The sequence below is a fragment of the Sinimarinibacterium thermocellulolyticum genome (genome assembly GCF_040327995.1).
Classification (GTDB): Bacteria; Pseudomonadota; Gammaproteobacteria; order Nevskiales; family Nevskiaceae; genus Solimonas; species Solimonas thermocellulolyticum.
The window spans coordinates 60801-83159 of record NZ_JBEPIJ010000011.1 but is presented as its reverse complement, the minus strand read 5'-3'; the positions used below and the strand labels follow the sequence as shown (position 1 = coordinate 83159).

20 protein-coding genes are annotated in these 22359 nt (G+C 68.4%); 12 read left to right on the top strand and 8 right to left on the bottom strand.

Going from position 1 to position 22359, the window contains the following annotated elements; translation table 11 throughout:
* Positions 1–13 precede the first annotated feature (13 nt).
* The 3 genes from ABSH63_RS10755 to ABSH63_RS10745 all read right to left on the bottom strand — a co-directional run bounded on the left by ABSH63_RS10755 (position 14) and on the right by ABSH63_RS10745 (position 2324).
* On the bottom strand, positions 14–748 hold the full coding sequence (locus ABSH63_RS10755) for a phosphoadenylyl-sulfate reductase (protein WP_352889697.1): 735 nt from the start codon (positions 746–748) through the stop codon (positions 14–16).
* A 134-nt stretch (positions 749–882) separates the two neighbouring features.
* Entirely contained in the window at positions 883–1287 is a 405-nt protein-coding gene (locus tag ABSH63_RS10750; RefSeq protein ID WP_352889695.1) for an RNA-binding S4 domain-containing protein, read from the bottom strand.
* 17 nt (positions 1288–1304) lie between these two features.
* Entirely contained in the window at positions 1305–2324 is a 1020-nt protein-coding gene (locus tag ABSH63_RS10745) for a hypothetical protein (RefSeq protein WP_352889694.1), read from the bottom strand.
* Between the two features lie 210 nt (positions 2325–2534).
* On the opposite strand from ABSH63_RS10745, the gene lon reads away from it, so the two are divergent.
* Positions 2535–4931: an endopeptidase La gene (gene lon / locus ABSH63_RS10740; RefSeq protein WP_434223268.1), complete on the top strand. Its 2397-nt coding sequence runs from the start codon at positions 2535–2537 to the stop codon at positions 4929–4931.
* 19 nt (positions 4932–4950) lie between these two features.
* On the opposite strand, the gene ABSH63_RS10735 is transcribed toward lon, so the two are convergent.
* The 4 genes from ABSH63_RS10735 to ABSH63_RS10720 are packed head-to-tail and all read right to left on the bottom strand — an operon-like array spanning position 4951 to position 8404.
* A complete protein-coding gene (locus ABSH63_RS10735) occupies positions 4951–6423 on the bottom strand; it encodes a M48 family metalloprotease (protein WP_352889692.1) in 1473 nt (490 codons plus the stop codon).
* A gap of 36 nt (positions 6424–6459) precedes the next feature.
* Entirely contained in the window at positions 6460–7353 is an 894-nt protein-coding gene (gene asd, locus ABSH63_RS10730; protein ID WP_352889691.1) for an archaetidylserine decarboxylase, read from the bottom strand.
* The gene (locus ABSH63_RS10725; RefSeq protein ID WP_352889690.1) at positions 7350–7775 is read right to left on the bottom strand and encodes a copper chaperone PCu(A)C; all 426 of its coding nucleotides are present in this window, start codon (positions 7773–7775) and stop codon (positions 7350–7352) included. The genes asd (ABSH63_RS10730) and ABSH63_RS10725 overlap by 4 nt, the downstream gene beginning before the upstream one ends.
* The gene (locus ABSH63_RS10720; RefSeq protein ID WP_352889689.1) at positions 7772–8404 is read right to left on the bottom strand and encodes an SCO family protein; all 633 of its coding nucleotides are present in this window, start codon (positions 8402–8404) and stop codon (positions 7772–7774) included. Before ABSH63_RS10720 ends, ABSH63_RS10725 begins: the two co-directional genes overlap by 4 nt.
* 98 nt (positions 8405–8502) lie before the next feature.
* On the opposite strand from ABSH63_RS10720, the gene prmB reads away from it, so the two are divergent.
* The 3 genes from prmB to ABSH63_RS10705 are packed head-to-tail and all read left to right on the top strand — an operon-like array spanning position 8503 to position 11747.
* Complete coding sequence (gene prmB / locus ABSH63_RS10715) at positions 8503–9411, top strand: 50S ribosomal protein L3 N(5)-glutamine methyltransferase (RefSeq protein ID WP_352889687.1); 909 nt, start codon at positions 8503–8505, stop codon at positions 9409–9411.
* A 58-nt stretch (positions 9412–9469) separates the two neighbouring features.
* A complete protein-coding gene (gene aroC, locus ABSH63_RS10710; protein WP_352889686.1) occupies positions 9470–10570 on the top strand; it encodes a chorismate synthase in 1101 nt (366 codons plus the stop codon).
* Positions 10571–10574: 4 nt separating this feature from the next.
* Positions 10575–11747: an MFS transporter gene (locus tag ABSH63_RS10705; RefSeq protein ID WP_352889684.1), complete on the top strand. Its 1173-nt coding sequence runs from the start codon at positions 10575–10577 to the stop codon at positions 11745–11747.
* A gap of 73 nt (positions 11748–11820) precedes the next feature.
* On the opposite strand, the gene ABSH63_RS10700 is transcribed toward ABSH63_RS10705, so the two are convergent.
* Positions 11821–12687 (bottom strand): LysR family transcriptional regulator, encoded by an 867-nt coding sequence (locus tag ABSH63_RS10700; protein ID WP_352889683.1) that lies wholly within the window; start codon positions 12685–12687, stop codon positions 11821–11823.
* A 110-nt stretch (positions 12688–12797) separates the two neighbouring features.
* Here ABSH63_RS10700 and leuC point away from each other — a divergent pair, with 110 nt between their 5' ends.
* The 8 genes from leuC to truA all read left to right on the top strand — a co-directional run bounded on the left by leuC (position 12798) and on the right by truA (position 22357).
* Entirely contained in the window at positions 12798–14222 is a 1425-nt protein-coding gene (gene leuC / locus ABSH63_RS10695) for a 3-isopropylmalate dehydratase large subunit (RefSeq protein WP_352889682.1), read from the top strand.
* A complete protein-coding gene (gene leuD / locus ABSH63_RS10690; protein ID WP_352889681.1) occupies positions 14222–14860 on the top strand; it encodes a 3-isopropylmalate dehydratase small subunit in 639 nt (212 codons plus the stop codon). The genes leuC and leuD overlap by 1 nt, the downstream gene beginning before the upstream one ends.
* A 17-nt stretch (positions 14861–14877) precedes the next feature.
* Positions 14878–15966 carry a 3-isopropylmalate dehydrogenase gene (gene leuB / locus ABSH63_RS10685; RefSeq protein WP_352889679.1) on the top strand — a complete coding sequence of 363 codons (1089 nt, stop codon included), beginning with the start codon at positions 14878–14880 and terminating at the stop codon, positions 15964–15966.
* A 22-nt stretch (positions 15967–15988) separates the two neighbouring features.
* Positions 15989–17107 carry an aspartate-semialdehyde dehydrogenase gene (gene asd / locus ABSH63_RS10680; protein ID WP_352889678.1) on the top strand — a complete coding sequence of 373 codons (1119 nt, stop codon included), beginning with the start codon at positions 15989–15991 and terminating at the stop codon, positions 17105–17107.
* Between the two features lie 96 nt (positions 17108–17203).
* A complete protein-coding gene (locus ABSH63_RS10675; protein WP_352889677.1) occupies positions 17204–18223 on the top strand; it encodes an Asd/ArgC dimerization domain-containing protein in 1020 nt (339 codons plus the stop codon).
* Between the two features lie 81 nt (positions 18224–18304).
* The gene (locus ABSH63_RS10670; protein ID WP_352889676.1) at positions 18305–20887 is read left to right on the top strand and encodes a FimV/HubP family polar landmark protein; all 2583 of its coding nucleotides are present in this window, start codon (positions 18305–18307) and stop codon (positions 20885–20887) included.
* A gap of 16 nt (positions 20888–20903) precedes the next feature.
* The gene (locus tag ABSH63_RS10665; protein ID WP_352889675.1) at positions 20904–21575 is read left to right on the top strand and encodes a hypothetical protein; all 672 of its coding nucleotides are present in this window, start codon (positions 20904–20906) and stop codon (positions 21573–21575) included.
* Positions 21572–22357: a tRNA pseudouridine(38-40) synthase TruA gene (gene truA, locus ABSH63_RS10660; RefSeq protein ID WP_352889673.1), complete on the top strand. Its 786-nt coding sequence runs from the start codon at positions 21572–21574 to the stop codon at positions 22355–22357. Before ABSH63_RS10665 ends, truA begins: the two co-directional genes overlap by 4 nt.
* The last annotated feature ends 2 nt before the right edge of the window (positions 22358–22359 follow it).

Below are 22359 nucleotides of genomic sequence, written 5' to 3'. Positions count from 1 at the left end.
GCAAGCAACCGGCCTACAGATGCAGGCCGCATTCCGTCTTGGGCTTGCCGAGCCAGCGCCCGCTGCGGCCGTCGCCGGCGACGGTGCAGTGGGTGCAGCCGATCGACTGATAGCCCTTGGCGACCAGCGGGTGGAACGGCAGTCCGTGCTCGCGGATGTAGGCGTCGCGCTCCTCGCGGGTGACGTCGATCATCGGGTTGAACTTCACGATGCCGCGACGCACCTCGAAGATCTCCAGTCCGGCCCGATGCTCGGTCTGCCAGCGCATAAGGCTCGATACCCAGACGTGGTAATTCGGCTTGATTGCCTCCAGCGGCTCGACCTTGTTCACCGAGCAGCAGAAATCCGGGTCGCGCGTCCAGGTCTGTTCCTCGGTCGTGAACTGGTGCTTCCAGTCCTCCGCGCGCAGATCGCGGACCGTGAGGCCGAACAGCTCGATCAGGTACTGGCGGTACGCGATCGTCTCCGGGAAGTGATAGCCGGTGTCGATGAAGTGGATGACCTGTTCGGGCCGAATCCGCGAGATGATGTGCAGAAAGTAGGCCGAGGTCGCCGCGAACGACGAGGTTACGAGCACCTTGTCCGCATCGAAGTCCGTGTACAGGCGCCGCAGCCGCTCCTCGAAATGCAGCGGCGCATAGCGCGCGTTGAGTTCGGCGATCCGACCGTCGTCGAGCGGCGCGAGCCGCGGTCCGGCGCTGGCGGGCGCAGCGTCGGTCGAGCGCGTAACGAGTGGCAGGCTGTCCATGGTGCGCCGCAGTCTATGGGCGGCATCCGGGCGGCACAATCGCGCGCCGCCGCGCGCCGTCAAATCGTATAACGATATAGCTCCAGTCCCCATCGCGCGGGACGGAGCGACGCCGATCGGGCCCGCGGCGCGGCTCAATCCGGAGGCGGCCCGTACTTGAGGCGCAACAGCGCGCGGCGCTGCTGCTTGTTCGGACGCTCATGACCGACCAGATCCTGGGCGAGCTTGCGCTGCAGCCGCTCGCGTTCGCGTCGCGCGACGCTCCGGGCGGTTTCGCGGTAGAGCCGCTGCGCCTCCGGCGCGCCGCGCCGCTGGTCGCTCAGGGCCTCGACGACGAGCTCGATCTCGTCGGCGCCACGGCGTACCGCCAGCACTGCGCCCGGCGTCACCGCCTTGCTGACCTTGCAGCGAGCGCCGTCATAGCGCACGTGCCCGCTCTCGATCGCCTGCTTGGCCAGCGTGCGCGTCTTGAACAGACGCGCGGCCCACAGCCATTTGTCGAGGCGCACCGAGGAATGGCGTATGGGACTTTCGCTCATGGGCACATCATCGCCGATCACGAGTCCGGACGACCGAACGGCAACTCCAAGCCGAGGCCGATTTCGTAGGAGCCTTCGCGCGCCAGTTCGGGGTCGTCGCGCGGCCAGGCATAGCCCAGCACCAGCTCGCCGTAGAGCTTGGCGCGGATCAGCGGATGCCGGTAGATCGCACGGCCGCCGTACTCGAACAGCGGTTCGGGTGCGTCGGTCTCGCCACGTGCGAAGATCTGGTAGGCGATCGCCCGTTCCTCGCGCAGGTTCTGATACAGGATCACCGCCGACAGCCAGTCTACGCCCTGTGTGCTCTGGCTGATCGTGCCGACCTCGGTGACGCGCAGTAGCAGACTTGGCGCGACCACGTGGTTGTAGTCGACGCCCATCGTCAGGCCGACGCCGTCGCGGGTCTGCCAGAACGGCGTCGCGCGGATGTAGACTAGGTTCTCGTCGTCGGACCAAGCGTTGTAGTGCAGGCGCATGCGCACGAAGGCGCGCGGCTCGCGCAATCCCGCGGCGCCGACCTTGAGGTCGGTTTGCAGGCGTTCGGAACTCGGCAGGGCGTAACCCAGGCCCGCAAGCCATTCGTCGCGGTCGGCCAGGCGTGGAAACTGCGAGCGCAGGCCGAAGGCCTCCGTACGGTCGCGGATGAAGTCATCCTCGTCGTCGCGGCCGAAAAAGGCCGAGACGCGCTGCCTCAAGTTGGGCAGTTCGAAGCGCACGCGCAGCCGCGTGCGGCTGTCGAAGCCGTTGAACTCGGTGTACGCCACCGAGGTTTCGACATAGCCGTTGGTCTTTTGCGCGGATTCGATCCGAGCCTCGCCGCCGAACAGGCCGTCGAGCCACAGCGCCGCGCGGCAGCCGGTTTCCTCGAGCAAGGACTGGGTCTCGTCGACCAGCGGTTTTGCCGGCGATGCTTGCCGCTCGCACGGATGCAGCAGCGCAGGGGCGTCACCCGCGCGGGCCGTTTCGCAGACTTGCGCGATCGCGAACATCCCCAACGCAACCAGGCGGCGGGTGAGGCGTGCGCATGAAGTCGTCATGGCTGCCACTGGTCCTGCCGGCCTGGGCGCGGATGCCGAATCGCGCCCCATCGCACGAATCCGGCGGTGCGGCTCGGCGGGCGCGACGCGCATCGCCCCTGTCGCACCGGTCCGCTCCGGTGCCGGCGCTTGATCGCGCACGCAGCGCCCACATTGGAGAAGGGACCGATCCGGCATAATGCTTGCGAATCTACTCGTCAGGAGTCATCCGTGCCCACCACCGACCGCGTCGCCCCCGTCCTGCCCTTGCGGGACGTCGTCGTGTTTCCGCACATGGCGATTCCGCTGTTCGTGGGCCGGGAAAAGTCGATCAAGGCATTGGCGGCTGCGATGCAGGACGACAAGCGTATCCTTCTGCTCGCGCAGCGTACCGCCGATACCGACGATCCGCGGGCGAGCGATCTGTACACGGTCGGCACTCTGGCGAGCATCCTGCAGATGCTCAAGCTCCCGGACGGCACGGTGAAGGTGCTGGTCGAGGGGCAGCGGCGCGCGCGGGTGTTGAAGTTCGATTTCGATGGCGACTTCGTCATGGCCGAGTGCCAGACCTTGCCCGAGGACAAGGAATCGGTGACCGACAGCAAGGAGCTGGACGCCTTGTCGCGTTCGATCCTGGCGCAGTTCGAGGTCTACTCCAAGCTCAGCAAGAAGGTCCCGGCCGAACTGCTGCCCTCGCTGGCCAGCATGGATTCGCCGGGGCGTCTTGCCGACACCATCGCCGCGCACCTGAACCTCAAGCTCGAGGACAAGCAGGAGGTGCTGGAGATCCCCGATTCGCGCACGCGCCTGGAGCACGTGCTCAGAAAACTCGAGGGCGAGATCGATGTCTTGCAGATCGAAAAGAAGATCCGCTCGCGGGTGAAGTCGCAGATGGAAAAGAACCAGCGCGAGTACTACCTCAACGAGCAGATGAAGGCGATCCAGCGGGAGCTGGGCGAGGGCGACGACGGCCCCAAGGAGCAGGAGGAACTCGCGCAGAAAATCGAGAAAGCCGGCATGCCCAAGGCCGCCAAGGCCAAGGCGCTCGCCGAGTTCAATAAGCTCAAGATGATGCCGCCGATGTCGGCGGAAGCCACGGTCGTGCGCAACTACCTCGACTGGCTCACGCAGGTGCCATGGAAGAAGCGCAGCAAGACGCACATCGACCTCGACGCCTGCCAGAAAAAGCTCGACGCCGATCATTACGGACTGGAGAAGGTCAAGGAGCGCATCGTCGAGTTCCTCGCGGTGCAGGCGCGCACACGCACGCTCAAGGGACCGATCCTGTGTCTGGTGGGCCCGCCGGGCGTCGGCAAGACCTCACTGGGCCGCTCGATCGCCGAAGCGGTCAACCGCAAGTTCGTGCGCATGAGCCTGGGCGGCGTGCGAGACGAGGCCGAGATCCGCGGCCACCGCCGTACCTACATCGGCTCGATGCCGGGCAAGATCGTGCAGAACATGGCCAAGGTCGGCGTGAAGAATCCGCTGTTCCTGCTCGACGAGATCGACAAGATGGCGATGGACTTCCGCGGCGACCCCTCGTCGGCGCTGCTCGAAGTGCTCGACCCGGAGCAGAACTCGACCTTCCAGGACCACTACCTCGAAGTCGAGTTCGACCTGTCCGACGTGATGTTCATCGCCACTGCGAACACGCTGAACATCCCGGCGCCGCTGCTCGATCGCATGGAGGTGATCCGCCTCGCGGGTTACACGGAGGAAGAGAAACTCAACATCGCGCGCCAGTATCTGCTGCCCAAGCAGATGAAGAACAACGGCGTACGCGCTGGTGAGCTGCAGATCACTGACGATGCCCTGACCGCCATCATCCGCCTGTACACGCGCGAGGCCGGCGTGCGCAGCCTGGAGCGCCTGATCAGCAAGATCTGCCGCAAGGTCGTCAAGCAGTTGCTGACCGATCCGACACAACGCTCGGTCACGGTGACGCCCGAGAATCTCGATCGCTATCTGGGCGTGCCGCAGTACCGTTTCGGGCGCGCCGACGAGCGCAACCGGATCGGCCAGGTCACGGGCTTGGCGTGGACCGAAGTCGGCGGCGAGCTGCTGACGATCGAGGCGGCGCTTGCGCCCGGCAAGGGCAAGCTGACGCAGACCGGCTCGCTGGGCACCGTGATGCAGGAGTCGATCCAGGCCGCACTGACCGTCGTGCGCGCGCGCAGCGAGGCTCTGGGTGTGGATCCGAAGTTCTACGAGTCCAACGACATCCACGTGCACGTGCCCGAGGGTGCGACGCCCAAGGACGGCCCCTCGGCCGGCATCGCGATGTGCACCGCGCTGGTCTCGGCGCTGACGGGCATTGCGGTGCGCGCGGACGTGGCGATGACAGGCGAGATCACGCTGCGCGGTGAGGTGCTGCCGATCGGCGGACTCAAGGAGAAGCTGCTCGCGGCGCAGCGCGGCGGCATCCAGACGGTGCTGATCCCGCAAGAGAACGTCAAGGACCTCGCCGAGATCCCGGACACGGTCAAGTCGCGCCTCAACATCGAGCCGGTGCGCTGGATCGAGGACGTGCTCAAGATCGCGCTCGAACGCATGCCCGAGCCGCGTGCCGCGAGCGTCGCGGTGAGCAAGGAGCAAGCGGCGGCCGCCGAGGCGGCGCGCGCGCACTAAAGCCGCGCGATCGCCTTGTTCAGCGATCGCGTTCGTCGAGCGGCCGCCAGTTGTCCGGCAAGCTGGCGCGGACTTCGCGGCGCTTGGCCAAAAGGCGCGCGCGTTGCTTGTCGTCGAGATCCGGCAGGCGCAGGCCGGCATCGAGCTGGGCCAAGGCCTGCCCGGCGTCGCCGCGCCGGTGCAGGAAGGTGGCCATCTGGTACGAGGCTTCGGCCATGTTGCCGCTCTCGCGCGCGGCCCGAGCCAGCAGGTTGAAGGTGTGGAGCTGGGTGCCGAGCGCCTGCTCGTGCGCGAGCAGCACCTGACGTGCGTCATCGGGTCGGCCGGCCGCCATCAGGGCTTCGGCGTAGGTGAGGATCGCCGGTGCATAGCGCGGATAGCGCTGCAGGCTGCGTTCCAGAGTCACCAGTCCCTGCTCGTGCCGCCCGGCGAGCATCAGCAAGCGTCCGTGCAGGAGCTGCACATTGGCCTGATTCGGGTGGCGTCGGTCGAGGGTCTGCATGATCTCGAGGGCGCGTTCCACCTGTCCGGTTTCGCCGAGCGCGAAGGCGAGTCCGTAGCGGTTTTCGTCGCTGTCGCGGCCGGCCGCGATACTGGCGCCGAAGTCGTTGACCGCGATGCTCGGGCGTTCGGCGGAGAGCACGCGCGCGCGTGCTCGCATGAAGCCGAACTCGGGCGGGTCCTTCACTTCGACCGCCGGCATTTCGGCGGCGCGCGCCCGCGCCTCGGCGATGCGGTTGGTGGTCAGCGGGTGGGTGCGCAGGATTTCCGGCAAGCCGCTGCCGTAGAGCCGGGCCTGCTGGCCGAGCTTTTGGAAGAAGCTGGCCATGCCGTTGGGGTCGTAGCCGGCCTTGGCCATGGTCTGGATGCCGATGCGGTCGGCCTCGTGCTCGTGTGCGCGCGTGTAGCTGACCTGGCGCTGATAGCTCATGGCTTGGCCCAGCGACAGCGCACCCATGACCACGTCCGGATCGGCCGAGCCGGCGATGATCGCGGCGATCACCCCGAGCCAGGTGGCGATGTTGGCGACCTCGGTATCGGCGGCGGTGCGCGCCAGGTGGCGCTGGGTCACGTGGGCCAGCTCGTGGCCCATCACGCCGGCGACTTCGCTTTCGGTGTCCGCGGCGATCAAAAGGCCGGTGTTGAAGCCGATGTAGCCCCCGGGCATCGCAAAGGCGTTGATGCGATTGTCCTTGACCATGAAGAAGGTCAGCTCGGGGGCACGCGTCGCACTGTGTGCGGCGAGCTTCCAGCCGATCGCCGAGATGTAATCGGTGAGTTCGGGGTCTTCGAGGATGTAGCCGCCGCGGTAGAGCTCGCCCATCACGCGCGCGCCGAGCGCCTTTTCCTGCATCGGCGAGAGCGTGTTGTCGGCCGGCTCGCCGATGTGCGGTAGGTCGATCGCCGATGGCGGCAGCGGCGCATCGGTCTGCGCGAGGACGCCGGCGACGATCGCAAGCGGCAGCGCGGCAAGGCAGGAGAGTCTGGACATGATGCTTAGAGCGCGGCGTGCGGACAAGGTTCGCGTTCAGCGCGGCGCGCGCCAGCGGCCGAGCGCTTCGCCCATGCGCACGGTCGAACCGGCGGCGAGTCGCGGCGACCAGTCCACGGCGCCGGGTTCGGTGAGCAGGATCACGGTCGAGCCCATGTTGAAGCGGCCGAGTTCCTCGCCGCGGCCGAGCCGCACCGGGTTCATGGTCTCGTAGAACTGCGGCTCACCGCGAGCATGCGGCGGCGTCACGCAGCCGGCCCAGACCGTTTCCAGCGATCCGACGAACAGCGCACCGATCATCGACACCGCGACATCGCCAGCCGGCGTGTCGAACACGGCGTTGAGCCTTTCGTTGCGCGCGAACAGACGCGGCATGGCGCGCGCCGTCGCGGCGTTGACGCTGAACAGGCGGCCCGGCACGTAGCTCCAGCGGCGCAGGCGGCCGTCGATGGGCATGTGGATGCGGTGGTAGTTGTACGGCGCGAGGTAGATCGTGCAGAACCGGCCGTGGGCGAAGCGGCGCGCCGCGTCCTCGTCGCCGGCGAGCAGTTCGAGCACCGTGTACTCGTGACCCTTGGCCTGGAACACGCGGCCGTCGCGGATCTCGCCGAGCTGGCTGATGGTGCCGTCCACCGGGCTGACGAAGGCGTCTTGCGCCTCGGGCAGCGGGCGTGCCCCGGGGCGCAGCGCGCGTGTGAAGAAGTGATTGAAGCTCGCGTAGTTCTCGGCGACCGGGGATTCGGACTCCGAGAGATCCACGGGGTAGCCGCGCAGGAACAGGCGGATCAGTGCGTTCTTGAACGCCGTGTGGCGGATGTTGGCGATGCGGTGGACCAGCAGCGACAGCCAGCGCGTCGGCAGGCAGAGCTGCAGCAGCGCGAACAACCGGTCGGCCAAGTAGGCGCCGCCGATGTGGTCTCGAGCGCTCATGCCTTGCGCACGCCGAGCACGGCATCGACGGTACGCTCGCCGCAGTGCAGCGTCACCTGCACGGTATCGCCCTCGGCGAGGTCGCGCTGCGGCCGGAACAGCATCAGGTGATAGCCGCCGGGCGCGAGCTCGGCCTCGCCATGTGGCGGCACCTCGATGACCTGGTCGCGCAACATGCGCGAACGGCCGTCCTCGATCACGCTGCGGTGCAGCTCGGCGGCGCCGAAATCGGTCGAGACGACACGATCGCAGCGCAGGGTCTGTGCGGTCGGGTTGCGCAGACGCAGGTAGCCGGCGCTGGCGTTCGCGCCCGGGGGCGCGAGGCGCAGCCAGCCGTCCACGGCGCTCGGTGCGGCCGGTGGCGTGCGCCCGCAGGCGGCGAGCGCGACGAGCGAAAGGATCGCGAGCCGAGCGCGGTTCACGCGCCGTTCTCGATCAAGGCGCCCAGGTCCTTGACCAGCGCCTCCACCCGATGCGGTGGCGTGAAGTAGCCGGCGATCTCGCCGCGCGGATTGATCAACACCAGCGCGGCGGAGTGGTCCATGGTGTAGCTCTGTTCGGTCGCGCCGGGCACTTTCGCATAGGCCACGCCGAGCGCCTGAGCGAACTCGCGTAGCGCCGGCTCGGGTGCGGTTGCGCCTTTGAACGCGGGGCTGAAGAAATGCACATAACGCTGCATCACCGCGGGCGTGTCGCGCTCCGGGTCCACGGAGAACAGCAGCACCTGCAGGGCGTCGGCGCGCGCGCCGAGCTGCGACTGCACGGTCTTGAGCAGGCCCAGCGTGGTCGGGCAGATGTCGGGGCAATAGGTGAAGCCCGGGAAGATCAGCGTCCAGCGGCCCTGCAGTTGCGCGTTGGTGAAGGCGGCGCCGGTTTCGTCGACGAGCTGGAACGCGGGCAGGGCGCGCGGCTGCTGCAACAGCGTGCCGGACTCGATCACGGTGGTCTTGGGCGCCGTCATGTACACGGCGGCGAGCACGCCGCCGATCAGCGCGAGCGCGGCGAGGAACACCGTGAGCGCGGTCTTGTTGGGAGATGAGGCGGATGGCACGGTGAGAATCCGGCGATGGTCCTTCGTTGGCGCGTCGGCGGGTGCCGCCGCATAATGCGCGCCCATTATTTCACAGCCTCGATCCGGTCTTCCCGCGCATGTCCGCTTCCGACGACGCCGCAGCGCTTTGCACCGTGCGCGATCTCGTGCGCTGGGGCGCGAGCCGTTTCGCCGAGGCCGGTCTGCATTTCGGACACGGGACCGACAACGCACTCGACGAGGCCTATGCGCTGGTGCTGCACGCCCTGCATCTGCCTTTCGACCTGCCGGCGCTGTATCTGGAAGCGGCGGTGACCGCGCGCGAGCGCGATGCCGTGCTGCGCCTTTTGCGTCTGCGCGTCAGCAGCCGCAAGCCGGCCGCCTATCTACTCGGCCGCATTCGCTTCGCCGGCCTTGATTTCGAGATCGACGAGCGCGTGCTGATCCCACGCTCGCCGATCGGCGAGCTGATCGAGCGTGGCTACGCGCCATGGCTGCGCCAGCCGCCGGCACGCGTGCTCGATCTGTGCGCCGGCAGTGGCTGCATCGGCATCGCCACCGCGGCGGTGTTCGAGGACGCCGAGGTCGACCTCGCCGAGATCGACGCCGGCGCGCTCGCGGTGTGCCGACGCAACATCGAGCGCCACGGCCTGGGCGATCGCGTGCGCGCGATCCGCTCGGACGTCTACGAGGGTCTCGGCGATGCGCGCTACGACCTGATCGTCGCCAACCCGCCGTACGTGCCCGAGGCCGAATGGCGTGCGCTCGCGCCCGAGTACCGCCACGAACCGCGGCGGGCCCTGGCCGCCGGTGAGGACGGCATGGACGTGGTCGCACGCATCCTCGACGGCGCGCGCGAGCGTCTTGCGAGCGGCGGACTATTGATCTGTGAGGTCGGCGGCAGCGTCGATGCGTTCGCGGCGCGCTGGCCGCGGCTGCCGGTTACCTGGATCGAGTTCGAGCGCGGTGGCGACGGCGTGTTCGTGATTTCGCGGGAAGATCTGGAGTCCGCGCATGCTCGCGGATGAGCGCGCGTCGTGGGGGCGGCCCCTGCGCGGTCGTCGGCCTTGAGCTGCGGATCGAACGATGTCGGGAAACACTTTCGGCAAGCTGTTCTGCGTGACGAGTTTCGGCGAGAGCCATGGACCGGCCATCGGCTGCGTCGTCGACGGCTGTCCGCCGGGGCTGGCCTTGTCCGAGGCCGACATCCAGCCGGATCTCGACCGACGCCGGCCAGGCACGTCGAAGTACGTCACCCAGCGCAAGGAAGCGGATCGGGTCGAGATTCTGTCCGGTGTGTTCGAGGGGCGGACCACCGGCACGCCGATCGCGCTGTTGATCCGCAACACGGATCAGCGCAGCTACGACTATGAGAAGATCAAGCAGGTGTTCCGGCCCAATCACGCCGATTACGCCTATATCCAGAAGTACGGCGTGCGCGACCACCGCGGCGGCGGCCGCTCCAGTGCGCGCGAGACCGCGGTGCGCGTCGCCGCCGGCGCGATCGCGCGCAAGTACCTGCGCGAGCGGCTGGGCATCGAGATCCGCGGCTGTGTGGAGCAGGTCGGGCCGATCGAATGCGCGATCGTCGATTGGTCGGCGGTGCACACCAACCCGTTCTTCTGCGCCGATCCGGCGCGCGTGCCGGAGCTGGAACGGCTGATCGACCGCCTGCGCCGCGAGGGCGATTCGGTCGGTGCGCGGCTCTACGTCGAGGCGCGCAACGTGCCGCCGGGGCTCGGTGAGCCGGTGTTCGACCGGCTCGACGCGGACCTCGCGCACGCGCTGATGTCGATCAACGCGGTCAAAGGCGTCGAAATCGGCGACGGCATGCGCGTTGCAGCGATGCGCGGCACCGAGCATCGCGACGAGATGAGCCCGGACGGCTTTCTCGCCAACCACTCCGGCGGCATTGCCGGCGGCATCAGCACCGGGCAGACGGTTTACGCGCGCTATGCGATCAAGCCGACGTCGAGCATCACCGCGCTCGGCAAGAGCATCGACGAAACCGGTGCCGCGACCGAGGTGCGCACCACCGGCCGTCACGATCCCTGCGTCGGCTTGCGCGCGACGCCGATCGGCGAGGCGATGATGGCCTTGGTGCTGATGGATCACTGGCTGCGCCAGCGCGCGCAGAACGCCGACGTCAAGCCGGCGACGCCGCGCATCCCGGCCGGGGACGACTGAGTCCATGCGCCCGCCAGAGGCAGGCGTCGAGCGCCTGCATCGGCGGCTCGCCGGATTCTATTTCTTCTACTACGCGACGGTCGGCGCGTTCATGCCGTATTGGGCGCCGTATCTGCAGGCGCGCGGGTTCAGCGCGCTGCAGATGGGTGTGGCCTTCGCGCTGATGGGGGTGATGCGTTCGATCGTGCCGATCGCCTGGGGCTGGTGGGCCGACGCGCGCGGCGAGCGCATGCGCCTGATCCGCTGGGCCAGCGTCGCCGCGCTGCTGACTTTCATGGCGATCCCCTTCGTCGACGGCGTCGGTTGGATCGGCGTTCTGATGGTCGCGTACACGCTGTTCTGGCACGCACTGCTGCCGCAATTCGAGGTGGTCACGCTCAATCACTTACTCGTCAGCGGCGGTGATTACAGCCGCATCCGGCTGTGGGGCTCGGTCGGCTTCGTCGTCGCCGTGCTCACGCTCGGCGCGCTGCTGGATCTGACCGGCATGCTATGGCTGCCATGGCTGGTCGGCTTCTTTTGGCTGGGCATGGCCGGCGCGACCTGGGCGGTGTCCGAACCACCGGACGCGTACTCGCGCGATGTGCCGCGGCTGCCGATCCTTTCGGTGCTGCGCCGTCGCGAGGTGCTTGCCTTCCTGCTCGTGTGCTTCTGTTCGCAGCTCAGCTTCGCGCCTTACTACAACTTTTTCACGCTGTTTCTCGAACAGCACGGCTATCGCCGCAGCCTCGCCGGCGTGCTGTGGACGGTCGGCGTCGTCGCCGAGATCGGCCTGTTCGTCGTGATCGGTCGCTACATCCGGCGCTTCGGCGCGCGTGCGGTGATGCTGCTGGCCTTGGCGACCACGGCGCTGCGCTGGCTGCTGACCGCGACCCTGGTCGATGAGCTTGCGGTACTGCTCTTGAGCCAGTTGCTGCACGCGACCAGCTTCGGCGCCTATCACAGCGTCGCGGTGTTCTACGTACAGCGCCTGTTCCCCGGTGCCCTGCAGGGGCGCGGGCAGGCGGTCTACAACGCGGTCGCCTACGGCGTCGGCGGCAGCCTCGGTAGCCTCGGCAGCGGCCTAATCTGGGACCATGTCTCGCCGGAGGCGGCTTTCGCCGCCGCGGCCCTGGTCGCGGCGCTTGGCCTTGGCGTCGCCTGGCGTGATCTGCCGAGCGATGCGCCGCGGCCTTGATCTGCGACGCTTTCCAGGCCTCGAGCCGGCTGCGGATGGCCGCACACGAACCGAGCGTCGAGTCGCGCGCGCCTCAGCCGGCCGGCAACAGGCGCATCAGGGCCTGCGCCGCGCCGGAGAGCGTGCGCCGTTCGTGCCAGACCAGGCCGAGATCGCGGCGCAGGCGCAAGCGCGGAACGTCGATGCGCACCAGCGTGTCGTCGAGCATCGATTCCGGCAACACGCTCCAGCCCAGGCCGATGCCGACCAGCATCTTCAGGGTTTCGAGGTAGTTGGTCGCCAGGCGCACGTGCGGGCGCACGCCTTCGCGTTCGAGCGCGTGGGTGAGGATGCGATGCGTATACGTCGCCGCATCGGGCAGCACGGCCGCGTGCTCGGCGAGCTGACGCGGCGAGACCTGGCGGCGACGGGCCAGCGGATGGTCGGGTGCGACGACGACGATCAGGGGATCGGGCCAGACGCGGCGCTGCCGCAGCGACGCCAGAGGCTCTGTCGGTAGCGTGACGATGCCCAGTTCGAGCTTGCCGGCGAGCACCGCCTCGCAGGCCAGCTCCGAGTCCATGAAATGGATGTCCAGATCGACCTGGGCGAACTCGCGCGTGAACTGACCGAGCACCGGCGGCAGGCGGTGCAGGCCGATGTGGTGGCTGGTGCCGATCGACAGCCGGCCGCCGACGCGGCCGTCGAGCTGCGACAGCGCGCGCCGTGCATCTTCGATCTCCTGCAGCGCTTTGCGCGCGTAGGGCAGCAGCGTACGAGCGGCCTCGGTGAGGCTCACGGTGCGACCTACGCGATCGAACAGCGCCTGCCCGATCTGCGCTTCGAGCGCGCCGATGCGCTTGCTGACCGCCGGTTGCGACAGGTGCAGGCGCGTGGCGGCCTGGGTGAAGGAGCCGGTCTCGGCGACCGCGATGAAGGCCGACAGGAGCTGAGTGTCCATGGCGTGCCCTCGATTCTGATATGGAATGCCAATTATGATAACGATTCATTGGAGTTATTGATGAGCGGCGCCTAAGATGCGCCCGCTCCACGACGCCCCAGGCTACGGCCATGCCCCAAAACGCCACGACCACCCCCCGTACCCTGTATGACAAGATCTGGGATGCGCACGTCGTCGCCGACCACGGCGATGGCTCGGCGCTGATCTACATCGACCGTCATCTGGTTCACGAGGTCACCAGCCCGCAGGCCTTCGACGGCCTGCGCATGAACGGTCGCAAGCCGTGGCGGGTGGACGCGAATCTCGCCGTGGCCGATCACAACGTGCCGACCACGCCGGATCGCGTACACGGCATCGAGGACCCGATCTCGCGCGCCCAGGTCGATGCGCTCGACGCCAACTGCGCGGAGTTCGGTATCACCGAGTTCCGCATGAACGATGCACGTCAGGGCATCGTCCATGTGGTCGGACCCGAGCAGGGGGCGACCCTGCCCGGCATGACGGTGGTGTGCGGGGATTCGCATACCTCGACCCACGGGGCCTTCGGTGCGCTGGCCTTCGGTATCGGCACCTCCGAGGTCGAGCACGTGCTGGCGACGCAGACGCTGGTGCTGCAGCGCGCCAAGACCATGCTGGTCCGCGTCGACGGCCGCCTCGGCGCGGGCGTCACCGCCAAGGACATCGCGCTCGCGATCATCGGTCGCATCGGCACCGCCGGCGGTACCGGCCACGTCATTGAATACGCCGGCGAGGCGATCGAGGCGCTGAGCATGGAAGGGCGCATGACCCTGTGCAACATGGCGATCGAGAGCGGCGCGCGCGCCGGCCTCGTCGCCGTCGACGACAAGACCATCGATTACGTGAAAGGGCGGCCGTTCGCGCCGCGAGCGCAGGACTGGGACGCCGCGGTGGCGAGCTGGAAGCAGTTGCGCAGCGATCCGGGCGCCGTATTCGACAAGGTAGTCGAGCTCGATGCCGGCGACATCGAGCCGCAGGTGACCTGGGGCACGTCGCCGGAGATGGTCGGTCCGGTGTCGGCGCGCGTGCCCGATCCGGCGCGTGTGGCCGACCCGGTCAAGCGCAACGGTATGGAAAAGGCGCTCGCTTACATGGGACTGGCGCCGAACACGCCGATCACCGAGATCGCCATCGACAAAGTGTTCATCGGCTCGTGCACGAACTCGCGCATCGAGGACCTGCGTGCCGCCGCAGCCGTGGTCAAGGGCAGGCGCAAGGCCGCGAACGTGAAGCTCGCGCTGGTCGTGCCCGGTTCTGGCCTCGTCAAGCGGCAGGCCGAAGCCGAGGGACTCGACAAGATCTTCATCGACGCCGGCTTCGAGTGGCGCGAGCCCGGCTGCTCCATGTGCCTGGCGATGAATGCCGATCGTCTGCAGCCCGGCGAGCGCTGCGCCTCCACCAGCAACCGCAACTTCGAAGGCCGGCAGGGTCTGGGCGGGCGCACACACCTCGTCAGCCCGGCGATGGCCGCGGCGGCGGGCATCGCCGGTCACTTCGTCGACGTGAGGAAGTTTTGATGCGTGCGTTTACCGTCGTCACCGCAAAGGTCATGCCGCTGGATCGACCCAACGTCGATACCGACGCGATCATCCCCAAGCAGTATCTGAAGTCGATCCGCAGGACCGGGTTCGGCCCGTTCCTGTTCGATGACTGGCGTTATCTCGACGAGGGGACGCTGGACACCGATCCGGCGACGCGGCGGCCGAATCCGGATTTCGTGCTCAACGATCCCAAGCATCGCGGCGCGCAGATCCTGCTCGCGCGCGACAATTTCGGCTGCGGCTCCTCGCGCGAGCACGCCGTCTGGGCCTTGGACGACTACGGTTTTCGCGCTGTGATCGCGCCGAGTTTCGCCGACATCTTCTTTTCCAACTGCTTCAAGAACGGCGTGCTGCCGGTGGTGCTGAAGGCCGAGCAAGTGCAGGCGATCTTCGATCTGGTGAACGCCGATGCCGAGGCGCGGGTGACCATCGATCTGCCGGCGCAGCAGGTGAGGCTCGCCGATGGCCGCAGCTTCGGCTTTCCGATCAATCCGCATCACAAGCACAACCTCATCCATGGTCTCGACGAGATCGGGCTGACCCTGCAGCAGGCGGATGCGATCAAGGCGTATGAGGCAAAGCGCCGTGTCGAGGCGCCGTGGTTGTTCAACTGAAAGGGAGGAGTCGCCAGATGAGCAACAAGAAGATCCTGATCCTCCCCGGCGACTACATCGGCCCCGAGATCGCCGCCGAGGCGGTCAAGCTGCTCGAAGCGCTCAAGGCCGAAGGGGAGAAGATCGAATGGCGCTTTGGCCATCTCGGCGGCGCGGCCTATGACGCCGAAGGGCATCCGTATCCGCCGTCGACGCAGCAGGCCGCGCGTGCCGCCGATGCGATCCTGATGGGCGCGGTCGGCGGGCCGAAGTACGACGCGCTGCCGCGAGCGGTGCGCCCGGAGCAGGGCATCCTCGGCATCCGCAAGGACTTGGGCCTGTTCGCGAATCTGCGTCCGGCGCTGGCATACGCGGAGCTCTCGGCGGCGTCCTCGTTCAAGCCCGAGGTGATCGCCGGCCTGGACATCCTGATCCTGCGCGAGCTGACCGGCGACATCTACTTCGGCCAGCCGCGCGGGCGTCGCACGAACGCGCAAGGGCACGAGGAAGGCTACGACACCATGCACTACAGCGCGCCGGAGATCGAGCGCATCGCCCGTGTCGCCTTCGAGGCCGCGCGCAAGCGCAGCCGTCGGCTGTGCTCGGTGGACAAGGAAAACGTGCTGGAGACCTCGCGGCTGTGGCGCGAGGTGATGATCCGCGTCGGCAAGGACTACCCGGATGTCGCGCTGACGCACCTGTACGTCGACAATGCGGCGATGCAATTGGTGAAGAACCCGAAGCAGTTCGACGTGATCGTCACCGGCAACCTGTTCGGCGACATCCTCTCCGATGAGGCCTCGATGCTCGCGGGTTCCATCGGCATGCTGCCGTCGGCGTCGCTGGACGCGAACAACAAGGGCCTGTACGAGCCGATCCATGGCAGCGCGCCGGACATCGCCGGCCAGAACAAGGCCAATCCGCTGGCGATGATCCTGTCCGTCGGCATGATGTTCCGCTACACCTTCGACCGCGCCGACATCGCCGAGCGCATCGACGCGGCCGTAAGAGCCGTGCTGCGTGCCGGCCATCGCACGGCCGACATCGCGCAGCCGGGCGAGAAGATCATCGGCACCAGGGAAATGGGCGACGCCGTCGTCGATGCGTTTCGTCGGCTCCGTCAATAGTCAGGTACCTCAGAGGCAGGCGATGAAGAAGCTGGGCATGGTGGGTTGGCGCGGCATGGTCGGCTCGGTGCTGATGCAGCGCATGCGCGAGGAGAACGACTTTTCACTGGTCGAGACGCATTTCTTCAGCACCTCCAACGTCGGCGGCCCCGGCCCGCGGCTCGACGGCGCCGACACGCCGCCGTTGCAGGACGCCAACAGCATCGCCGCACTGCGGGCGATGGACATCATCATCACCTGCCAGGGTGGCGACTACACCAACGAGATCTACCCGAAGCTGCGTGCCAGCGGCTGGAACGGCTACTGGATCGATGCCGCCAGCGCGCTGCGCATGAAGGACGATGCCGTCATCGTTCTCGACCCGGTCAATCGCCATGTCATCGACGCCGCGCTCGCACGCGGCGTGAAGAACTACATCGGCGGCAACTGCACGAACTCGATTCTGCTGATGGGTGTCGGCGGACTGTTCCGCGAAGGCCTGGTGGAGTGGGTGAGCTCCATGACCTACCAGGCTGCCTCGGGGGCCGGTGCCAATCACATGCGCGAGCTGCTCAAGGGCATGGGCGTGGTGCATGCGGCGGTGGCCGATCAACTCGCCGATCCGGCCTCGGCGATCCTCGACATCGACCGCAGGGTCGCGCAGGCGATTCGCAGCCGGGTGCCGACCGAGTTCTTCGGCGCGCCGCTGGCCGGCGGCCTGATCCCGTGGATCGACGCGCAGCTCGACAACGGCCAGTCCAAGGAAGAGTGGAAGGGGCAGGCCGAGGTCAACAAGATTCTGGGCAATACCGCGCCCGGGACGATCATCCCGGTCGACGGTCTGTGCGTGCGCATCGGCGCGATGCGCTGTCATAGCTTGGCGCTGACGCTCAAGCTCAAACGCGACCTGCCGCTGGCCGAGATCGAGACCATCATCCGCGGCGGCAACCCCTGGGTGCACTGGGTTGCGAACGACCGGCCGACGACGATGCGCGAACTCACGCCCGCGGCCATCACCGGGGGCCTCAGGGTCGGCGTCGGCCGCGTGCGCAAGCTCAATCTCGGCCCGCAGTATCTGTCCGCCTTCGTGATCGGCGACCAGTTGCTCTGGGGCGCGGCCGAGCCGCTGCGGCGCATGCTGCGGATCATCCTCGGGCGTTAGTTCGCATCGCGCGAAGGCTCGCCTTCGCGCAGCCGGCGCGCGATCCGCCGATGAGCGATGCGGGCTAGAATCGCGGCCCGCGAACCGGGGCCTTGGATGCAACGCCGTTTCGATCTCGCCATACTCGGGGCCGACAGCCAGATCGGCACCGCCTTGCTCGAATTGCTCGCCGAGCGGCGTTTCCCGGCCGGCGAGATCAGCGCGCTGGGCCGCGATGCCGAGGCGGGTGCCAGCGTCGAGTTCGCCGGCCACACGCTGCCGATCGACGAGGCGGCGGCCTTCGACTTCGCTCAGGTGCAGCTCGCTTTTCTCGCCGACGACGATCCCAAGCTGGCCGCCGCGGCCGAGCGCGCGGCCGACGCCGGCTGCGTGGTCGTCGACGCCAGCGGCAGCGTCTGGCGCGATCCGGCGATTCCGCGCGTCGTCGCCGGTGTCAATGCCGAGGCGCTGGCCGGTTTCAACGAACGCGGCATCGTCGCCGCGCCGGATCGGGCCCTGGTGCCGCTGCTCAAGGTGCTGGCACCGATACATCGCCGGCGCCCGCTGCAGACGGTGACGCTGACCGTGTTGGTGCCGGTCTCGGACGGCGGCCGCCTCGCTTTTCAGGATCTGGCGCGCGAGACCACCGCGCTGCTCAATGCGCGCCATCATCAGCGCGGGCACTTCGCCCAGCAGATCGCCTTCAACGTCCACGGCCAGATCGGCGCGGTGGACGGTGCTGGTGTGGGCGCGCGCGAGCGCCAGCTCGTCGAGGGTCTGCGCGACGTGCTGGCGGCGCCGACGCTGGCGGTGTCCGTCCACATGCTGCAGGCGCCGCTGTTTTACGGCTATGCGATGACGGTCGATCTGGCCGCCGCGGAGACCCTGACGCCGCAGGACGTCGCGGGCTGGCTCGCGGGCGTGGACGGCGTCGAGATCCGCGAGGCGATCGAGGCGGCCGACTGCCCTTCGCCGGTGGTCGACGCGATGACCCATGCATCGGTCCAGGTCGCGCGCCTGCGCCAGGGCGCCTCGGCACAGTCGGTGGCGCTGTGGCTGACCGCCGACAACATCCGCTGCGCCGCCGCGGCCAATGCGGTGGAGTGCGCGGAAATCCTGGTTCGTGACTATTTATAAATCATTCGGTATAAAGCCTTAAGTCCGCAAATTAACCTGCCGTATGAACATTGGGGGTGCAGGTTGAGATCAGGAGTGATCATGAGGCGCACGCTTGCAGCGCTCGCGGTCGTGCTTCCCGCATGGTGGGTCCAAAGCGCCGCCGCGCTGGGGCTGGGCGAGATCGAGGTTTCGTCGCGCCTGAATCAACGGTTCGCCGCGACCATCCCGGTCCATGACGCCACGCCCGAGGCGCTCGCGGCGCTGGAGGTCCGCCTCGCCAGCAATGCCGAGTTCGAGCGCGTGGGTCTTGAGCGCTCGGCCTATCTGTCCACGCTGCGCTTTCGTGCGCGCACCGACGGTCTGCCGCGGATCGAGGTGAGCAGCGATGAACTGGCGCGCGAGCCGGTGATGACGCTGCTGCTGGAGATTCGCGACGGCAACAGCCGGATGCTGCGGGAGTACACGGTGCTGCTCGACCCGCCGGATTTCCGCGCGGTCGAGCCCGACGTCGACGTGTTCTACGAGACGGCGGCCGAAGCCGCCGCGCCCGCCGCTCACGCCGGCGCGGTCGAACGGCCGGCAGCGGTCGAGACGCCGGTGCCTACGCCGGCACCGGCGCCAGTACAAACTCCGTCACCGACGCCGCAGCCGGCGGTGCGGGCGTCGGCGGCGCCGTCCGACCCCGGGCCGTCCGTCCCCGTGTTGCAGGATGGTCGTTACGGCCCGGTCGGCGCGAAGGAGACCCTGTGGAGCATCGCCACGCGCCTGCGTCCCGACGGCGTGACCATGGATCAGATGTTGCTGGCGCTGTACCGCAGCAATCCCCAGGCCTTCGCCGGTGGCATCAACGGTCTGCTCGAAGGCGCGATCCTCGAGGTGCCGTCGAAGGCCACGATCACGGCCGTGGGTGCCGATGCCGCGCGCGACGAGGTGATGCGCCTGCGCCGTGGCCGGACGGCCGCGCCGGCGGCGATCGCGCCGCCGCCGAGGTCCGCGCCTCAAGCCGCCGCGGCACCGACCCCCGAACCCACGCCCGAACCCACACCGGCGCCCAAGCCCGAGCCGACCCCCGAACCGACACCTGCGCCGACTCCGCAGCCGACCGTCGAGCCGACGCCCGAGGTGGCGCCGACGCCCGAGGCCACGCAGGATGCTGCGCTACCGTCCGATGTGGCGTCGGAGGATCCGTTCAAGGCCGACGACAGCACGCCGCTCGAAACAAGCGGCGACACAGTGCCCGAAGACGCCGCCCGCGAGGACGAGGAGATCGTCGTCGACACGCCGCTGCCGGCAAGCTCGGCACCGAGCCTGCTCGAAACGCTGCTGATTCCGCTGATCCTCGGCCTGCTGATCCTCGGTGGGCTCGGTTACGTCGTCTCGCGTGTACTCGCGCGGCGCGGGCGTAGTGCCGGCCTCGATGCCCCGATGGGCGTCAAACCCACATCGCGCGCGGCCACCGTGCCCAAGCCGACCGCGGTCGCGGCGCCGGCAGCCGCGGCCACTGCGGCGGCGACCGCGGCAAAGAAAAAATCGGTGGACGAAGGGTTCGAGGCGCTGCAGGCCGCGCTCGATGCCGATGAGCGCGGTGCGGCCGCGGCGACCACGCAGACCCGCGAGTCGACGCAGCAGTTCTCGACCGAGCAGTTCGATACCGCGGCGCTCGACACCACGCAGGCCGCCGGCAGCGCGGACAAGACGGCTACGGCGCAAGAGCCGGTCGACTTCGATCTGACCGGGCAGTTCGAGTCGCAGACGGTCCAGATCAAGCTCGACGCCGACGACCCGCTGTCCGAAGCCGACTTCCATCACGCCTACGGCCTGTACGACGAGGCGGCACTGCTGCTGAATCAGGCGATCCAACGCGAGCCGACGCGCGCCGATTTGCGCATGAAGCTGGCCGAGACCTATTTCGCCGCCGGCAAGGCCGACGAATTCGTCGCCTGTGCCGAGGCGCTCAAGCCGATGCTTGGCGCGTCTGACTGGCAGAAGGTCGCGATCATGGGCCAGCAGCTCGTGCCGGCGCATGCCTTGTTCAGCGACGGCGTCGCAGCGGCCGCGACCGCGGTCGATCTGGATCTGGGTAGCGCCCCGAACCCGGACGGCGACGCCGGCGCCGTGCTCGATTTCGACATCACCCCCATCGACGTTCCGCGGTTGGACACGCCGGAGCTGCAGCTCGCCCCGGCCGACAAGGGTGCGGCGCTGGAGTTCGACCTGAGCGAGTTCGACCTCGCCACACCGACGCAGGCCGAGCCGCCGGCGCCCCAGCCGGCCGCTGGCGGCAATACGGTGGATTTCGATCTCGACCTGTCTGCATTCGACGATGCCCCCACGCCGACGCCGGCCGCCGAGCCCGAGAGGCCGGCCAAGCCCGCTGCGCCGCCGGCGGCGGATGCGGCACTGGACTTCGACCTCGATACGCCGGGCGCGGCACCGGCGGTCGACGGCGGCCTCGATGCCGGCGCGGTCACTGGCGAAATCCGGCTCGACGACATCGACCTCGGTGATCTCGGCGATGCCGCCGACGTCAGCGACGAAGCCGCCACCAAGCTGGATCTGGCCCGCGCCTATCTCGACATGGGTGACCGCGAGATGGCGCGTGCGCTGCTCGATGAGGTGGTCCAGCAGGGCAGCGACGCGCAGCGCCAGGATGCGCAGAAGCTGATCGCGCAGCTCGGCTGATGGCGCGGTCGCCGACTTGCCGCTGAGCGTGCATCCGGCGGTGCGCGTGCTGCTGCTGCTGGCGCTGGCCTCGGCGCTGCCGATGATGGCGCTGAGCTCGCTGGCGCTGATTGCCGCAGCCGCTCTGATCCTGCATCGGGCGCTGGCCGCTGATGCGCTGGCACGGCTGCGCGCCGGCGTCTTTCGTCTGCGCTGGTTGCTGCTGGCGATTCTCGTGCTCTACGGCGGTTTCACGCCCGGCGAGCCACTGGCGCCGGCGCTGCCGGGCCTGAGCCGTGAAGGACTCACCGAAGGCCTGCGCCGGGCGCTGGTGCTGATCGACCTCATGCTCGCGGTCTACCTGCTGCTGGCCCTGACCTCCACGGCACAACTGGTGATGGCCGTGCGCACGCTGCTGCGGCCGCTGCGCGTGTTCGGCGTCGATCCGGATCGTGTCGGACTGCGCATCGCGCTGGCGCTGGATCGCGTCAGCAGCCTGGAGCGGCGCTTGCTGTCCGCGCCCCGAGAAGACGGCGGCGTGTGGCGGCGCGCGGCGCAACTGATCGAGCAGATCGAGGACGAGGCGCGCGCCGTCGATGGCGGCACGGTCGAGCTGCCGGCGGCGCGCGCGCCGCGCTGGTGGGAGTGGCTGCTGGTGCTGGGGCTGCTGGCGGCGCTGCACGCCGCGATCCAGGGCGGCCTGGCATGAGCCGCATCGCCGTCGGCATCGAGTACCACGGCGCCGCGTTCAGTGGCTGGCAGGCCCTGCCGGGACGGCTCACCGTGCAGTCCGAGCTCGAACGCGCGCTCTCGGCGGTGGCCGCGCATGCGGTGACGGTGACCGCGGCCGGCCGCACCGATGCCGGCGTCCACGCCGTGCAGCAGATCGCGCACTTCGACTCCGACGCGCCGCGCTCGCCCCATGCATGGCTGCTCGGGACCAACGCCCAGTTGACGCCGGATCTGGCGCTGCGCTGGGTGCGCGCGGTGGACACACGCTTCCACGCGCGCCACAGCGCGCTGCGCCGCCACTACCGCTATCTGATCCACAACCATCGTGCGCGCAGCGCCCTGGTGCACGCGCGCGCCGGCTGGTGGCCGCAGCCGCTCGACGCCACGGCGATGCATGTGGCCGCGCAGGCGCTGCTCGGCGAGCACGATTTTTCTTCGTTCCGCGATTCGCAGTGTCAGTCGCCGACGCCGATGCGCCGGCTCGATGCGATCCATGTGCGCCGGCACGGCGAGTTCGTCGTGGTCGACGTCACCGGCAATGCCTTCTTGCACCACATGGTGCGCAACATCGTCGGCACGCTGGTCGTGGTCGGCCTCGGCAAGCAGCCGCCGTGCTGGGTCGCCGAGGTCCTCGCGGCGCGTGACCGCAACGCCGCGGGCATGACTGCGCCGGCCGCGGGGTTGTATTTCGTGGGTCCGGAATATCCGGCAGAATTCGCGCTCCCGGCGCCGCCCGCATTCGTCTTCCCCCCGGTCTGACC

Excerpts from the sequence above, each read along its gene's own strand:
- ABSH63_RS10755 (WP_352889697.1), bottom strand. The coding sequence starts at position 748 with ATGGACAGCCTGCCACTCGTTACGCGCTCGACCGACGCTGCGCCCGCC.
- ABSH63_RS10750 (WP_352889695.1), bottom strand. The coding sequence starts at position 1,287 with ATGAGCGAAAGTCCCATACGCCATTCCTCGGTGCGCCTCGACAAATGG.
- ABSH63_RS10745 (WP_352889694.1), bottom strand. The coding sequence starts at position 2,324 with ATGACGACTTCATGCGCACGCCTCACCCGCCGCCTGGTTGCGTTGGGG.
- ABSH63_RS10735 (WP_352889692.1), bottom strand. The coding sequence starts at position 6,423 with ATGTCCAGACTCTCCTGCCTTGCCGCGCTGCCGCTTGCGATCGTCGCC.
- asd (WP_352889691.1), bottom strand. The coding sequence starts at position 7,353 with ATGAGCGCTCGAGACCACATCGGCGGCGCCTACTTGGCCGACCGGTTG.
- prmB (WP_352889687.1), top strand. The coding sequence starts at position 8,503 with ATGTCCGCTTCCGACGACGCCGCAGCGCTTTGCACCGTGCGCGATCTC.
- aroC (WP_352889686.1), top strand. The coding sequence starts at position 9,470 with ATGTCGGGAAACACTTTCGGCAAGCTGTTCTGCGTGACGAGTTTCGGC.
- ABSH63_RS10705 (WP_352889684.1), top strand. The coding sequence starts at position 10,575 with ATGCGCCCGCCAGAGGCAGGCGTCGAGCGCCTGCATCGGCGGCTCGCC.
- ABSH63_RS10700 (WP_352889683.1), bottom strand. The coding sequence starts at position 12,687 with ATGGACACTCAGCTCCTGTCGGCCTTCATCGCGGTCGCCGAGACCGGC.
- leuC (WP_352889682.1), top strand. The coding sequence starts at position 12,798 with ATGCCCCAAAACGCCACGACCACCCCCCGTACCCTGTATGACAAGATC.
- leuD (WP_352889681.1), top strand. The coding sequence starts at position 14,222 with ATGCGTGCGTTTACCGTCGTCACCGCAAAGGTCATGCCGCTGGATCGA.
- leuB (WP_352889679.1), top strand. The coding sequence starts at position 14,878 with ATGAGCAACAAGAAGATCCTGATCCTCCCCGGCGACTACATCGGCCCC.
- asd (WP_352889678.1), top strand. The coding sequence starts at position 15,989 with ATGAAGAAGCTGGGCATGGTGGGTTGGCGCGGCATGGTCGGCTCGGTG.
- ABSH63_RS10675 (WP_352889677.1), top strand. The coding sequence starts at position 17,204 with ATGCAACGCCGTTTCGATCTCGCCATACTCGGGGCCGACAGCCAGATC.
- ABSH63_RS10670 (WP_352889676.1), top strand. The coding sequence starts at position 18,305 with ATGAGGCGCACGCTTGCAGCGCTCGCGGTCGTGCTTCCCGCATGGTGG.
- truA (WP_352889673.1), top strand. The coding sequence starts at position 21,572 with ATGAGCCGCATCGCCGTCGGCATCGAGTACCACGGCGCCGCGTTCAGT.